This is a genomic window from Pantoea sp. At-9b, assembly GCF_000175935.2.
In the GTDB taxonomy this organism is placed as follows: Bacteria; Pseudomonadota; Gammaproteobacteria; order Enterobacterales; family Enterobacteriaceae; genus Pantoea.
This window is the reverse complement of sequence record NC_014838.1, coordinates 517,712-531,845: the sequence shown is the minus strand read 5'-3', so window position 1 is coordinate 531,845 and position 14,134 is coordinate 517,712. Positions and strand designations below refer to the sequence as shown.

The following is a 14,134-nucleotide window of genomic DNA, read 5'->3' as shown; positions in this document are numbered from 1 at the left end:
GCCACGATTTTTTTTGCCCGAAGGAATGAAAGCATGAATCGCCAGCAACTGTTTGCCTGGGTTAATCAGCAGTATCAGGTAGAGCCGGATTATCCATGGAAAACCAACCCGGAATACGCGGTGCTGCGTCATCCACGCCACCGTAAATGGTTCGCGGTGGTGTTTCCGCTGGAAAGCCACAAACTGGGCTTGCCGGACGGGGCCAGAGTTGAGGTGATGAACATCAAAACCCGCCCGGAACTGAGCGGGTCGTTACGGCAGCAGGCAGGCATTTATCCGGCATATCATATGAATAAAGAGCACTGGCTTAGCCTGACGCTCGCCGATGGCCTGCCGGATGACGAGATTTTCGCACTACTGGATGACAGCTTCAGCCTCACGTTCTAGCTTTACGTGCCAGCTGCACATCCAGCGGTGACATGGGGAAAGGCTGCATACGCTGGATGGCTTCGAGGGTGAAGCCTGCTTGCTGCAATTCTGCGCCCAACTCGCCTTGTTGCGTGACAGTGTAACCGCGCATCATCAATGGCGTGAAGAACGGTAGCACCCGACGCGCTTCCGCCGGGTCGGCGGGCACTTCAGCATGCGCACTGATTAACAATCCGCCCGGTTTCAGACGGCGGTACAACTGCTGCAACATCGCCTGACGGTCCTCAACAAAATACAACAAGGATGAGCACCAGATGATGTCGACCTGTTCGTTCTCCGGCAGTTGTGAGCGGGCGCAGAAGCGTCCACGTAGTCCTGCACGTTCGATATTCTGCTGTGCCACGCTGGCGGTTTTCGGCAGATCGAGCACCACGCCGGACAGTTGCGGGAAACGCTCCGCTAAAGCGACGGTAATCAGGCCAGGTCCGCCGCCCATATCCAGCAAGCGCGCCGGACGTTGAAAATCGGCCAGCTCACTGGCGATGGCACAGGCGGTGTCGCCACTCAGCGCCCGTTGTTCCTGGGCAATCTGGCTCATCGCCGCATCCGCCCAGGCGGTTTCAATCTCCAACGGGTCCTGCCAGCCGGGCGTATTGCGTTTCAGCAGCTCAGGCAGTTTGCGGGCGAATTGCTGCAACAGTTGCTGACGATAATGCCAGGCATCACCGATATACCGTGCTCCGCTGTGGCACAGATACGGTTGCGCCGTTGGCATGGTCTGGTATTCCGCCTGATGGCGTTGCAACAATTCACCGCTCCACAGCAGGCGCAGCCAGTGCTCCACCGGTTCAGGCTGCCAGCCAAAATGGTTTGCCACTTGTGAGGCATCCGCCGGATGAGTCAGAAAATCGAACAGCTGTTGCTCAAAAGCCAGCGCCACCGCGCCACTCAGGGCATGTTGCGCCAGCAGGTTATCGAGAAAAGGTAACGGGGAAGTCATGGTTGTCTCCGCAGCAAAGGTGATGGCAACAGACTAGCGTTTCAGGCAGCGGCCATTTATGCTCGTTGCTCTGCGAAACAGCGATTTGACTCTGCGCGAGGGCGAAAGCATGCAAGACAAGCCAAACGGCGATGACACGCCCTGGGTTGAACATCAACCGGGTATGGGTGTTTTTCGTTCGCGCCAGTTCACGCTGTCCGGCGGGATGCGCCTGGTGCAGTCTGACTATCAACCCCTGAACGCGCTGGCAGAAAGCTCGCGTCCTGGCGGTAGCTCGCCGCAGCTGGTGCTGACCTTTGGCTTACGTGGCAGTTCGCGTTTTCGCGCTGACAGTGGTTGTGAGGTGTTGTTTCATGCCGGTCATCTCACCGTCACCAGCTTTCAGCACAGCAGTGGCGAACGTCTCTATCGCGCCGGAGAACGGGTGCAGCAGTTACGTCTGGTTCTCAACGCCGACAGCGCACTGCATTATCTGGGCGCAGAGACCGCCGACAGGTTGCTGCGACAGCCGCAACTGAAGCGTCATCTGTTCAGCCCTTTTGGTGGGGCCACCGCCGCCCAACTTAACGAGGTGCAGGCCGATCCGCTGCTGCGCGAGATTCAGGCGTTAAACCTGCTGGCGCTTCATCGTCATCAACTGCAACCGCAGACGTCTGCGCCGAAGAAAGTCCATCCGCGGGATCTTGAGCGGCTTGAACAGGCGCATAACTGGATGCTGGCGCATCTGGCCGAACCCTTTACCTTGGCGACGGTGGCGCTGGCCGTTGGACTCAGTGATTACCAGTTAAAAAAAGGTTTTCAGCAACATTTTGGCTGCACGCCGGGTGATAAGTTACTGGCGCTGCGTATGCAAAAAGCGCATCAGTTGCTGGAGGAAGGGTATCAGGTCGCTCAGGCGGCATGGCAGGTGGGCTATCAGCATCCACGCAATTTCAGCGTGGCGTTTCAACGCTACTTTGGACGCCCGGCCAGTCAGGTTGCCGGGCGTGGCAAATCAACGTGAACGACGTGCGGGCATCATGCGCAGCAGGGTGTTGTCTTTGATCAGGTAATGATGAACCAGCGCGGCAACCGCGTGTAAGCCCACCAGCCAGTAGCCGTAAGGGGCGAGGGTTTCGTGCCAGCCGCTGAGGGTATCCGAAAAATCAGGATCGGGATCGCTGCTGACCGGCATCGGGATGCCAAACAGCCACCAGGTGCGGCCAAGATAGAAGCGCGACAAAATGCCAAGAATCGGCAGCACGATAAAAAACAGATACAGCGCCAGATGCATCAAATGCGCCAGCCCGGTTTGCCAGTGGGGTGGTTTAGGGACGATGGCCGGGCTGCGATGACGAAAACGCAACAACACGCGGGACAACATCAATACCAGCACGCAACTGCCCGCACTGAAATGGCCAATAATCATGGCAAACCCCTGCCAGGAACCGCGCGTCGCCAGGCCGCGAAATTCCATGGTGCAATACGCGGTGACCACCAGCAAAAATGTCAGCCAGTGAAGAAAAACCTGCGAAGGGGCGAATTTATTCTGCATATCCATTCCGTAAAAAAGTCAGCCGGACAAATAAGATAGCGGAAAAAACTGTGAATTAATTCATATTTTGACACATGGCTTTACGTTTCCTGCTCGCAACGGCTGAGCAATTGGCTGAGCAGCGCCGACAACTGCTGCTGTTGTGCGGGTTGCAGTGCCGCCAGTAAGGTATTTTGCGTTTGGGTATGTACCTGCAAGGCCTGCTCAATTTTCTCCTGTCCGGCAGCGGTTAAGGTCACCAGCATGCTGCGTTTGTCCGCGGGATCGGCCACGCGGGTAATCAGCCCGACCTGTTCCAACCGATTCAGCCGATGGGTCATCGCGCCCGAAGTGACCAGCAGCGATTTATACAGCTGGGTTGGTGATAAGCAGAAGGGACTACCCGCGCGGCGTAGCGTCGCCAGCACATCAAATTCCCCCTCGTGAAAACCAAACGGAGCCAGCGCCTCGCCTCGCGTTTTCGCCAGATGTTTCATAATGCGCAGCATCCGGCCAAACACGGCCATTGAGGATGCATCCAGCTCCGGCATGGCGCTGGCCCATTGTTGTGTCACGAAATCAACGTGGTCCGCCACTTTTCCCCTCGCTTGTTGTGGTTACTGTGTTGCTTTGTGCGGTCGGGCTAGTCCGCCCTCGTGATTTATCTTAACGTTAAGATAAATCAGCAACGGAGAAGCAATGTGAAACGTACCTTACCTGCAATCGGCTTGTTTACCTTCATGGTTTTTATGGTCGGCCTCAATCTCAGACCGGTAATGGCCGCAATCGGTCCGCTGTTCACCCGGCTACAACAGGATAGCCACCTGAGTGCGACCCAAATCAGTCTGCTCACCACCTTACCGGTGATCATGATGGGTCTGGCCGCGCTGGCGGGTCCATTGTTGCTGCGGTCGCTGGGTGAGATCAGAGGCATTGCCAGTGGCTTAATCCTGCTGGTACTGGCTTGCCTGGCACGCGGCGTTAGCCAGCAGGCGCTGATGCTCATCGCCAGCGCGTTACTGGCCGGGGTTGGCATCGGATTGATTCAGGCGCTGATGCCTGCGTTGATCAAACGGCGCTTTACGGCACATGCCGGTACGCTGATGGCGCTGTTTACCACCGGGATTATGGCCGGTGCGGCGTTGGCGGCGGCCAGTGCCGCACCGCTGGCCGCTGGTGGGGGATTAGCATTGACGCTGGTATTACCGGTACTGCCTGCGTTATTGGCTTTATTGCTGTGGCGTCAGATGTTACGTACTACCGCACCAGTGGCGCCACCGCAACGCGTGCCGGGGATCCCTCCGCTGCGCACCTGGCTGTTGCTGATCTTCTTCGGCATTGGCACCGGGGCTTATACCCTGGTGCTGGCGTGGTTGCCGCCGTTTTATCAACAACATGGCTGGAGTGCACAGCAAAGCGGCTATTTGCTCGGCGCATTGACGCTCACGGAGGTGGTGGCCGGGTTTGTGCTTTCGGCGTTGATCCATCGTTTTCCCGATCGTCGCCGTCCTTTACTGGCGGTGCTGTTGCTGATCCTCGGCGGTTTAATCAGCCTGATGGTGCTGGGCGGCACGCAGGCCTGGCTGCCCACGTTGTTGCTGGGATTGGGTATCGGCGCGCTGTTTCCGTTATCGCTGATTGTCACCCTCGACCATGCACAAACGGCGGAACAGGCCGGTAGATTGTTGTCGTTGGTGCAGGGCGGAGGTTATCTGCTGGCTGCCTTGATGCCGTTGATCGCCGGGATGGTACGCGATCATGCCGCCTCCTTTGACAGCGCCTGGGCAATGATGAGTGTCGGGATTGTGCTGCTGATGGGGATGGCCGTGCGTCTGCGTCCCGGGTTGGTGACCTGACGAAACAGTTGTATCGTTGTATATCATGATTTATAACGCATGCCACTCCACATACAACACAAGGAAATGACTGCATGAACCTGTTTATGTTTTATGTCGGTGGCAACGCCGGAAAATCGAATATTGAAGTTCATGATATTCAGTTTGTGGCGGCTGAACAGCCGGAGGATGCCTGGCCAGCGCTGCGCGAAGCCTGGTTTGGCGATGCGGACAAAATTCATGTTGATGGCTATGCACGTATCGTCTGGGCAGATGGCTATCGCGTATCATTGTTGCCCGAACCGGCCAGCGGTAGCGAGCGCCTGTTTTTTGTGAATGCCGGTGCTTACCATCCTTCAACGCTGGCGGAGCTGCATGCCTTTGATTTGTTTGTGGCTCAGGACGTCGCACAGGCTAAAGCAAAAGGACTGAAGCAGTTGCTGAAGGGAGCGGATCACCAGCACAAGGACAATCTGAAAGATGTGGATGATTGCCTGTTGCTGGACAAGATCGGTAACCTGTATGTGCATCTGACCCCGGATGAACATGGCAAACCGTTTCTGCCGGAGTGGCAGGGATATCAGCCGATCGGGGTTGCATAACCCGCGGCGAGCGTAAACATAAAGGTAACCTGTATGTCCCCTAAAATTGGTGTCGGTGTGCTGATTTTCCGTCACGGCAAATTATTGCTGGGGCGGCGCAAAGGTAGTCATGGCGCGGGCGACTGGGCGGCACCTGGCGGTCACCTGGAGTTTGGTGAAACGCCAGAGGCGTGCGCGCGGCGGGAGACAGAGGAAGAAACCGGTTTACAGTTGGCAGCGCTGCAAAACGGCGCTTTTGTCAGCGATGTGTTCCCGGACGTACAGAAGCACTACATCACGCTGTTTATGGTGGCGCACAGTGCGCAGGGGGAGCCGCAATGTCTCGAACCTGAGAAATGCGAAGGTTGGCAGTGGTTTGCCCCGGATGCGTTACCGGCACCGCTGTTTGCCCCTCTGCGCACCTTGATTGAGCGCGATGGTCTGGCGGCGTTACAGCCGGAGCATCATCACTGAAACCCGGTCGCCATCCACCTCGCGCTGCTCCACGTCCTGCCAGCCAAAACGTCGGTAAAGCGCCTGTTGGTCCGGGGTATATAACCACAGCGCGGCGATAGCCCGCGCACGGGCTTCCGCGATCATGCGGGTGATCAGGGCGCTACCGACGCCTTTGCCGCGATGTTCGGTTGCGGTGATCACCTCGCCCAGCCAGAACTCCCGTTCAGGAACATCCGTTAACTCATAGTGGATCAGGCTGGCTGACCCCATCAACGCACCCTCATCAGCGGTGGCGACCAGCGTCAGGGTGTTGACCGCCGGCTGGTTTCGCGCCAGCAGACGTGACGCAATCTGAGCGGGGTCTTGCCAGTTGGGATATGCCGACCATTCACGAAATAACAGCTGCACTAATGGCGTGATAAGGTTGGGTTGTTGCACCAGCAAGCGGATATCCATACAGCGTCCTTGATAAGTTTATGCGGTGGCACCGAGCCATGTTCGTTGCACATTTGCCCCAGGCATCATTTGTCGGATGCCGTGCTCCAGCATATCACCCGCCTGCTGCAACGCTTCGGCTGGCATGGCCGGTAAGCGCTCCAGAATAAACCACATTTGCTGTTGTTCCACACTCAAACGGGTACGCACACCCTGGCGCCAGTTCCAGCGTCGGCAGGTGACGCCTTCTGCATCGCGCCATATGACTTCACCCACTTCTGGCGACTCATGGCTGAGTATGCCGTCTTTGTATGTGTCGAAGTGCTCGCTGCCCAGGGCACGCGTTAGCTGGGGGTGTCCTACATACGCAGCAACGTTTTCACCGCCAACCGGGATCGCGTAGCGAATGCTGACCGCGTTGTAGAGATCGACAACCGGATCGATAGCGGGCAATGAGCCATCACGCAGCACGCGTTTGCGTAGCGCCTCTGCCGAACATGGGGTTCTTTTAGGTTTTGCCCCGAAGCGTTGGAACATCTCCGCCCATTGTGCCAGATGCGCCTCTGCCCAAGGAAAATCATGGTTAAGCATCGCCTCACTGGCGGCCGCCAGGGCCATGGCTCCGGTGTTGGGTTGCTGTAACGGGGCAGCCTGCACCAGCATGCTCAGGGCGCTGAATTCCGGTGCCAGTTCGCTAACGGAATGATCGATTGACGGCGAAAAGGAGAACATTGGATAATACCATAATGACTAATTTATCCCATGATAATGACCGATGAAACAAAAAGTCAATAAAACGACCGAAACAGGCTCCAGCATTGACCACGTAAGTGCGGCCGTCTCGTCACGGGTGAGAACGCAACGTAAGGAGCAGAAGCTGTCGCTGGATGAGCTGGCCCGACGCGCTGGCGTAAGCAAGGGCATGCTGGTGGAGGTTGAAAAGGGTGATGCCAACCCGAGCATCGCGATCCTGTGCAAAATCGCGGCGGCACTGGGTTTATCCGTTGCCGATATGGTGGATGTCAGCGATGAACCGCTGGCGCATTTGATTGCCGCGCAGGACATGCCGATACTATGGCAGGGTGAAAAGGGCGGCACGGCACGTCTGATCGCCGGTACACGCGGGCCGGATATGATTGAGTTGTGGCGTTGGGTGATGTACCCCGGTGAGCAGTTTGCATCACCGGGCCACCCGCAACGAACCTGGGAACTCATCCACGTTGAAGAGGGTGAACTGACATTGGTGGTAGATGGCAACCCGTTGTTGGTCACGGCGGGAAGCGCAGCGGTGGCGAAAACCGCTGCACCGCATAGCTACGGCAATCTCAGTAGCCAGTCCCTGACATTTACCATGACGGTAGCGGAGTTACACAGTTGACAGGCTATGGGACACCGTTTGTTTAACGATAAAGCTTCAGATTTCCCGTCAGTCGGGTAATTTTTTTCTTCGGACCGATCAAACCGATCGCCACCAGTTCGATATGATCGCTGTGCGCGGTGGCGATGCGCTCACCATATTCATCATAGGTTTTGCAGGACTGTGCCAGGGCGCTAAACGGCATGGTGAAAATCTCCTCATCGTTGGCACAGCGTTGCTGCAATTCATGCAGATAACTCCCCTGCGCCAGTAAAACCGGCAAGGGCGCATAAATCACGCCGGGATAGAGACTACCGTCCTGGCTGTGCATGTCCGGCCCCACCAGATTATCAATCCATTTACCAAAACTGATACCAATCACGCTGGCGGCATTCATCGCCAGTCCGGCGGGCAACTGCTGATCAATCACCAGGGTACAACGGTGCACATTGGCGTCGAATTTCATACTTTTCTCCTGCGGTTACTGAGGCGGATATTGTGCGTAACGCGCAGAGAAAAGTGCTTGCTGATTTGCGATGGATTTCGCAAGATTCAGGCAGAATCTACCCATAATAAATAAAATAGAGAAAGGATATACCCACGATGAGTTTAACCAAGACAGATATCAAAATTCTGACGCAGTTGCAGCAGGACGCACGCATCACCAATCAGAACCTGGCCGATGCCATTGGGCTGTCGCCTTCACCCTGCTGGCGTAAGGTACGCAAGCTGGAAGAAGATGATGTGATTCAGGGCTACCGCGCCGTGCTGAATCGGAAAAAGATCGGCCTCAATATGATGGTGTTTGTACGCGTCACTATCGACAGCCATAGCGAGGCGGAAGCACGGAAATTTGAGGCAGAAGTCGCCGCACTGGAGAACGTGGTGGCTTGCTATAGCATCGGCGGTGATGCTGATTTTTTGTTGCAGGTAGTGGCGGCAGATATGGACCGCTATGCCGATTTTGCCATGTCGGTTATTCGTCGCTTGCCGGGCATTAAAGAGATGCAAAGCATGTTCGTACTGAAAGAAATCAAAGCCCAATCCGCATGGCCGATTCAGGCGGCAGATCCCCGTTAGCTTTTGTGCTACAACTTTTGCGCAAAGCACTCACAGAATGCCAAAGGTTGATGTATAGTCCGCTTCTTTTTTCGGAGGAACCATGCTGACCAACTCATCCACACGCCTTAATAAATACATCAGCGAGAGCGGAATTTGCTCGCGACGTGATGCCGATCGTTACATCGAACAGGGCAATGTTTTTATCAACGGTAAACGTGCCAGCGTGGGTGCCCAGGTGTTTGCCGGTGATGAAGTTAAAGTGAATGGTCAGCTGATTGAACCGCGTGACGAAGAAGATCTGGTGCTGATTGCGTTAAACAAACCGGTGGGCATCATTACCACCATGGAAGAGGGTGAACGCGATAACATCAGTGATTTCGTGAACCACAGCAAACGCGTGTTTCCGATCGGGCGATTGGATAAAGACTCTCAGGGGCTGATTTTCCTGACGAATCATGGCGACCTGGTGAATAAAATTCTGCGTGCCGGGAACAATCACGAGAAAGAGTATGTGGTCACGGTTGATAAGCCGATCACCGATGAGTTTATTACCGGCATGGGCGCTGGCGTGCCGATGCTCGGCACCGTGACCAAAAAATGTAAGGTAAAGAAAGAGTCCACTTTTGTGTTTCGCATCACCCTGGTTCAGGGGCTTAACCGACAGATTCGTCGCATGACCAAACATTTTGGCTATGAAGTGACGAAGCTGGAACGTACCCGCATCATGAACGTCAATCTGAAAGGGCTGCCGCTGGGTGAATGGCGTGACTTAACCGATGACGAGTTAATCGAGCTGTTTAAATTAATTGAAAACTCCTCGTCTGAAGACAAACCGGCTAAAAAAGGGCAGGCGAAAACGACCCCGGCGAAAAAACCGGCGGCCAGTGGAGCGAAGACCAGCGAAAAACCCAATGCCAATCCGGCTTCGCGCAAGCGCTTCACCCAACCCGGACGAAAAAAGAAAGGGCGTTAAGCCAAACGGGAATATCCGGCGACGGGTATTCCTGATTATTACTGGCACGACCAACATTGAAACACATTGATACGTTTTAACAATGTCAGTTTATTAATGCTTCCTAAACAACCTGTTATTACTAATCCTATTTTCCATCAAACAACTTTACTCGCGAAGAATTTATTTTATAACTGTCTTACTGACAATTTTAATTCCACCGAACTCGTTTCGTGTTTAGGAGGATTGATGAATATTGTAGTCAGTAGCGACGGCTACCCAGAGAAAAGGAACATAATGGTTGATCCTGAAAACAATTATGTAAACCTAAAGAAGAAAAACATCTATCTGTATATCAATACCCTTCGGCAAAAAATTTTCAAAAAGAACAAGATATTCCTTTTTCAGCCTTTCCCCGGCATGGCTGCGGATAATGGGGATATTATCCATCTGTTTAATGAAGTGGCACGAACGTCGTCACGTTGGGTGTCGACGTTTGAAACCGAAATCCCGCGTGTCCTGCCGGTTGCTGGGGTAGCCAAAACCCAAAACCCAGAACTCCATGCCTTGCTGCGTCTGGCGGCGCGTAAGGAGTGTGTACGTTTGATCGCCATCTCGGAAGCCACCCGCAATATTCAACTCAAGTTGCTGGCGGCCTTTCCGACAGTGAAAGACAGCATTGCCGCCAAGCTGTGCGTAATGCATCCTCCTCAGCCCTTACTGACCGACAAGGCGCGGAAAGCTGATGGCGACATGATCACTTTTAGCTTTATCGGCCATGAGTTTTATCGTAAAGGTGGCGCGGAAGTGGTGATGGCTTTTGCTGAGTTAGCTGATGAAGGGCTGATCAATACACAAAAAATAACCGTGAATCTGATTGGTGACTTAGCACGGCATTATAATATCGCCCACCACCATTATCAGGATCCCGAGGTTTTTCATCGACAAATCGAAAACCTGATCAATAAATGGTCCTTTTTCCATCATGTGCCCTCTTTGCCGAATTCATCCGTGATTGAATTATTAAAACAAACCGATGTCGGCCTGCTTCCTACCTGGCAGGATACCTATGGTTTTTCTGTGCTGGAAATGCAGGCGTGTGGTTGTCCGGTAATAACCACCAATGTTCGCGCCTTGCCCGAAATTAATCCTCCGTTCGCCGGTTGGCTTATTGATCACAAACTCAATGATATGTATGAATTTACGGTTGATTCAGACCAGACGAAACAAAAAATCCGTAATACTATTATCAGCCAACTGAAAGGCTATATTACCGACGTTCTGCACGATCCGGGCAGCATTGACCGACGCTCGGCGCAGGCGTTAATGAGGATCAGGCGGGAACATGATCCTCGATGTTTTCAGGAGAAATTAAAAGAGATCTATTTATCAGCGGATTAGCTTACGCCAGTACCCAGGTTATCCAGCTTCGCAACAATCTCTTCCGACAACTGGAGCGCCGGGCTGGCCAGATTTTGTTGCAGATGTTCTGGCGAAGACGTGCCCGGAATCAACAAGATATTGGGCGAGCGTTGCAACAACCACGCCAATGCAACTTGCAGCGGCGTGGCAGCCAGATCCTGTGCCACGGCCGTCAGTTGGTGCGACTGTAACGGAGAAAAACCGCCGAGCGGGAAAAACGGCACAAAAGGAATGCCCTGCGCCGCCAGTTGATCTATCAGGGCGTCATCCTGACGATGGGCCAGATTGTAGAGATTCTGCACACAGGCAATCGGTGTCATTGCTTGCGCATCGGCAACCTGCTGTGGTGTGACGTTGCTCAAACCGATGTGGCGGATCAGCCCGCGCTCTTTCAGTTTGATCAATGCCGCCAGCGGTGTTTCCAGCGATCCCTCCGCCGGACCATGAACGTCAAACATGGCACGCAGATTCACCACATCGATCACCTCCAGCCCCAGATTACGGAGGTTATCTTCCACCGCCTGCGTCAATTCAGCGGGGGTGAACGCAGGGAGCCAGCCACCTTGCGCGTCACGGCGCGCACCCACTTTGGTCACAATCACCAGATCTTGCGGGTACGGATGCAGTGCCTTTTTAATCAGCTGATTGGTGACATGGGGACCATAGAAGTCACTGGTATCGATGTGATTGACGCCAGCGGCAATAGCAGCACGCAGTACCTGCACCGCGCGCGCTTCATCTTTCGGTGGACCAAATACACCCGGCCCGGCGAGTTGCATAGCACCATAACCCAGACGGTTAACACGACGATCGCCAAGGGAATAGGTCATTTCGGGATGAGACATGGGAACCTCCTTCTTAAGCTGTGCATCAATTGTAATGGCGTATCGGCTGTGCAACTATCCGGTGAAATCAGGACACAATGTACGGGGTGACGCACAATGTCGTTAGATATCGCTTTGCTGCATGCGGTGGTGGCGGTGGCGAAAGCCGGGGGCTTTCGCGAAGCGGCACGTATGATTGGTAGCAATCCTTCCCGTCTCAGTGATGCTGTGCGCCGCGCGGAACAACAACTGGGGGTACGGCTGTTTAACCGTACCACGCGCACCGTGGTACTGACCGAGGCGGGCAGGGCATTGATGGCTCGTCTGCTGCCAGCCATGAACGAAGTGGATGCGGCTTTGGATGCGCTTAATCGTTTTCGTGATACGCCGGGCGGCACTTTGCGCCTGAATGTTCCCGTCAGCGCGGCGCGTCTGGTTTTGCCTGCCATCGTGCCTGGTTTTCTGGCGCGCTACCCGGATATTCAGCTTGAGGTGGTAGCTGAAAGTAACGTTCAGGACATTTTTCGTGACGGTTGCGATGCAGGCATCCGCTATGACGACCACCTGGAGCAGGATATGGTGGCGTTGCCGATTGGCCCACGTATTCAGCGTTTCGCGGCAGCAGCAGCCCCCGGTTATCTGGCGCAATACGGTACGCCACAACATCCGCGCGAACTGATGCAGCATCGCTGCCTGCCTGGTCGTTACGCCACCGGGGTGATGGCCGAATGGGAGTTTTCCCGCGCCGGTGAAACCGTGCGCCTCCAGCCCAAAGGCCCGTTAACCTGTAGCATCGGTGCGGCGATGGATTTAACCGTCGACGCGGCCATTGCCGGGGTTGGGGTGATGTATCTGTTTGAAGAGTGGCTAAGACCGGCGCTGGATAGCGGCCAGTTACAGCCAATACTCACGGAGTGGTGGCTGAGTTTTTCAGGTTTGTGGCTGTACTACAATGACCGTCGTTTAATTCCGACGCCACTCCAGGCTTTTATCGATTATGTCCGCGAGTTGAATGCAGCCAGATGAAATTGCTATTCCTGAACTTTTCCCCGGCGTGATATACCAGGCGGGTGCTATGTATTGAAATAACAGTTAAACAGGGATCATCGTTGGAGGTTTTTTCATGCAGTCTTCTTTTCCCCTCGTCTCACGTGCCACGATCAGTCAGATTTCCCCCTCGCTAATCCGCGAAATTGCCAATGAAGGGATGGATCGTCCCGATATGCTCGCCTTCTGGTTTGGCGAATCGGACAAACCGACACCGCAGTTTATTACCGATGCTGCAATTACCTCGCTGCAACAGGGGGAAACGCGTTATATCCAGAATCTGGGACGACCGTATTTACGTCAGGCGTTGTCGGATTACCTCAGCCAGTTACATGGACGCACCATTAGCAGCGAACAGCTGGCGATTACCAGTGCCGGGATTAATGGGTTGATGCTGGTGGCACAGACGGTGCTGTCGCCGGGGGACAAGGTGGTGGCGATCACCCCGGTGTGGCCAAATGTGGTGGAGATCCCGCAGATCCTCGGCGCAACCGTGGATCGTGTCGCGCTAACGGTGAAAGAGGGGGCGTGGGCGCTGGATATGGATCAATTGCTGAGCGCGCTGCGACCGGATGTGCGGATGCTGATCATTAACTCCCCTGGCAATCCAACCGGCTGGACGATCACCGAAGAAGAAGTGCAGATCATTCTGGCGCATTGCCGCAAGCATGGTATCTGGATCCTCAGTGATGACGCTTACCAACGTTTGATCTATGCCAGCGATCGTCACTATGCGCCGTCGTTCCTTGACTATGCTACCGCGGACGATCGGCTGATTTCGGTCAACACCTTCTCCAAAGCCTGGCTGATGACCGGATTTCGTGTGGGTTGGGTGGTCGCGCCACCCTCGATCATTGATGCGTTGGGTAAGTTGATTGAGTTCAACACCAGCTGTCTGTTTGAACCCTGTCAACGGGCGGCACAGGCGGCGTTACTGGGGGGGGAAAGCGGCATCATCAGCCTGCGGGCCGAGCTGGCGCACAGTTATCAATTTCTGGTCAACGGCTTGCGAGAACTGCCGGGTGTGACGGTACCGGAGAGCGGTGGCGGGATGTATGCGTTTTTCCGTATCGCCGGTTTTGACGATACCACCACCCTGGCAAAACGTCTGGTGCGGGAAAGCTCACTCGGTCTGGCCCCAGGGGCGGCGTTTGGCCCGGAAGGCAATGGCTGGCTACGCTGGTGCCATGCGGTGTCGTCAACCGATAAGTTGCAGCAGGGTCTGACGCGGCTGAGCGCGTTTTTGGCGCAACATCGTTAACAAGCAAAGGAATAAAAAAA

At 54.8% G+C, this 14,134-nt stretch carries 18 protein-coding genes; 11 read left to right on the top strand and 7 right to left on the bottom strand.

The window, feature by feature from the left end; all coding sequences use genetic code 11:
* The first annotated feature begins 33 nt into the window (after positions 1 to 33).
* Complete coding sequence (locus PAT9B_RS22845; RefSeq protein WP_013511655.1) at positions 34 to 387, top strand: MmcQ/YjbR family DNA-binding protein; 354 nt, start codon at positions 34 to 36, stop codon at positions 385 to 387.
* On the opposite strand, the gene PAT9B_RS22840 is transcribed toward PAT9B_RS22845, so the two are convergent.
* Positions 377 to 1,369, bottom strand: coding sequence for a class I SAM-dependent methyltransferase (locus tag PAT9B_RS22840; RefSeq protein ID WP_013511654.1), 993 nt, complete (start codon positions 1,367 to 1,369; stop codon positions 377 to 379). The two genes, PAT9B_RS22845 and PAT9B_RS22840, sit on opposite strands and share 11 nt — an antisense overlap.
* 109 nt (positions 1,370 to 1,478) lie before the next feature.
* On the opposite strand from PAT9B_RS22840, the gene PAT9B_RS22835 reads away from it, so the two are divergent.
* Positions 1,479 to 2,372, top strand: a complete 894-nt coding sequence (locus PAT9B_RS22835; protein ID WP_013511653.1) for a helix-turn-helix domain-containing protein — start codon at positions 1,479 to 1,481, stop codon at positions 2,370 to 2,372.
* Here PAT9B_RS22835 and cybB read toward each other — a convergent pair.
* Together cybB and PAT9B_RS22825 are read right to left on the bottom strand one after the other, a co-directional pair.
* Entirely contained in the window at positions 2,364 to 2,903 is a 540-nt protein-coding gene (gene cybB, locus PAT9B_RS22830; protein ID WP_013511652.1) for a cytochrome b561, read from the bottom strand. The genes PAT9B_RS22835 and cybB overlap by 9 nt on opposite strands.
* Before the next feature lie 80 nt (positions 2,904 to 2,983).
* Positions 2,984 to 3,478, bottom strand: a complete 495-nt coding sequence (locus tag PAT9B_RS22825) for a MarR family winged helix-turn-helix transcriptional regulator (RefSeq protein WP_013511651.1) — start codon at positions 3,476 to 3,478, stop codon at positions 2,984 to 2,986.
* Between the two features lie 105 nt (positions 3,479 to 3,583).
* Between PAT9B_RS22825 and PAT9B_RS22820 the strand changes: the two genes are divergently transcribed.
* The 3 genes from PAT9B_RS22820 (at position 3,584) to PAT9B_RS22810 (ending at position 5,772) form a co-directional block, all read left to right on the top strand.
* A complete protein-coding gene (locus tag PAT9B_RS22820) occupies positions 3,584 to 4,738 on the top strand; it encodes an MFS transporter (protein WP_013511650.1) in 1,155 nt (384 codons plus the stop codon).
* A 74-nt stretch (positions 4,739 to 4,812) separates the two neighbouring features.
* Positions 4,813 to 5,319: a DUF1543 domain-containing protein gene (locus PAT9B_RS22815; RefSeq protein WP_013511649.1), complete on the top strand. Its 507-nt coding sequence runs from the start codon at positions 4,813 to 4,815 to the stop codon at positions 5,317 to 5,319.
* Between the two features lie 33 nt (positions 5,320 to 5,352).
* Positions 5,353 to 5,772 (top strand): NUDIX hydrolase, encoded by a 420-nt coding sequence (locus tag PAT9B_RS22810; protein ID WP_013511648.1) that lies wholly within the window; start codon positions 5,353 to 5,355, stop codon positions 5,770 to 5,772.
* On the opposite strand, the gene PAT9B_RS22805 is transcribed toward PAT9B_RS22810, so the two are convergent.
* Both PAT9B_RS22805 and PAT9B_RS22800 read right to left on the bottom strand, forming a co-directional pair.
* The gene (locus PAT9B_RS22805) at positions 5,749 to 6,210 is read right to left on the bottom strand and encodes a GNAT family N-acetyltransferase (protein ID WP_013511647.1); all 462 of its coding nucleotides are present in this window, start codon (positions 6,208 to 6,210) and stop codon (positions 5,749 to 5,751) included. The genes PAT9B_RS22810 and PAT9B_RS22805 overlap by 24 nt on opposite strands.
* An 18-nt stretch (positions 6,211 to 6,228) precedes the next feature.
* Complete coding sequence (locus tag PAT9B_RS22800; protein WP_013511646.1) at positions 6,229 to 6,921, bottom strand: B3/4 domain-containing protein; 693 nt, start codon at positions 6,919 to 6,921, stop codon at positions 6,229 to 6,231.
* Between the two features lie 43 nt (positions 6,922 to 6,964).
* Here PAT9B_RS22800 and PAT9B_RS22795 point away from each other — a divergent pair, with 43 nt between their 5' ends.
* Positions 6,965 to 7,567 (top strand): helix-turn-helix domain-containing protein, encoded by a 603-nt coding sequence (locus PAT9B_RS22795; RefSeq protein WP_013511645.1) that lies wholly within the window; start codon positions 6,965 to 6,967, stop codon positions 7,565 to 7,567.
* A gap of 22 nt (positions 7,568 to 7,589) precedes the next feature.
* Here the strand turns inward: PAT9B_RS22795 and PAT9B_RS22790 are convergent, their stop codons facing one another.
* Positions 7,590 to 8,012 carry a DUF2000 domain-containing protein gene (locus PAT9B_RS22790; protein WP_013511644.1) on the bottom strand — a complete coding sequence of 141 codons (423 nt, stop codon included), beginning with the start codon at positions 8,010 to 8,012 and terminating at the stop codon, positions 7,590 to 7,592.
* A gap of 137 nt (positions 8,013 to 8,149) precedes the next feature.
* Here PAT9B_RS22790 and PAT9B_RS22785 point away from each other — a divergent pair, with 137 nt between their 5' ends.
* The 3 genes from PAT9B_RS22785 (at position 8,150) to PAT9B_RS22775 (ending at position 10,961) form a co-directional block, all read left to right on the top strand.
* Positions 8,150 to 8,626 (top strand): Lrp/AsnC family transcriptional regulator, encoded by a 477-nt coding sequence (locus PAT9B_RS22785; protein WP_013511643.1) that lies wholly within the window; start codon positions 8,150 to 8,152, stop codon positions 8,624 to 8,626.
* 82 nt (positions 8,627 to 8,708) lie between these two features.
* A complete protein-coding gene (gene rluF / locus PAT9B_RS22780; RefSeq protein WP_013511642.1) occupies positions 8,709 to 9,581 on the top strand; it encodes a 23S rRNA pseudouridine(2604) synthase RluF in 873 nt (290 codons plus the stop codon).
* Positions 9,582 to 9,809: 228 nt separating this feature from the next.
* On the top strand, positions 9,810 to 10,961 hold the full coding sequence (locus PAT9B_RS22775) for a glycosyltransferase (RefSeq protein ID WP_013511641.1): 1,152 nt from the start codon (positions 9,810 to 9,812) through the stop codon (positions 10,959 to 10,961).
* On the opposite strand, the gene PAT9B_RS22770 is transcribed toward PAT9B_RS22775, so the two are convergent.
* On the bottom strand, positions 10,958 to 11,827 hold the full coding sequence (locus PAT9B_RS22770; RefSeq protein ID WP_013511640.1) for an aldo/keto reductase family oxidoreductase: 870 nt from the start codon (positions 11,825 to 11,827) through the stop codon (positions 10,958 to 10,960). The genes PAT9B_RS22775 and PAT9B_RS22770 overlap by 4 nt on opposite strands.
* 96 nt (positions 11,828 to 11,923) lie before the next feature.
* Between PAT9B_RS22770 and PAT9B_RS22765 the strand changes: the two genes are divergently transcribed.
* On the top strand, positions 11,924 to 12,832 hold the full coding sequence (locus tag PAT9B_RS22765; RefSeq protein WP_013511639.1) for a LysR substrate-binding domain-containing protein: 909 nt from the start codon (positions 11,924 to 11,926) through the stop codon (positions 12,830 to 12,832).
* Between the two features lie 97 nt (positions 12,833 to 12,929).
* Positions 12,930 to 14,114 (top strand): pyridoxal phosphate-dependent aminotransferase, encoded by a 1,185-nt coding sequence (locus PAT9B_RS22760; protein WP_013511638.1) that lies wholly within the window; start codon positions 12,930 to 12,932, stop codon positions 14,112 to 14,114.
* Positions 14,115 to 14,134 lie beyond the last annotated feature (20 nt).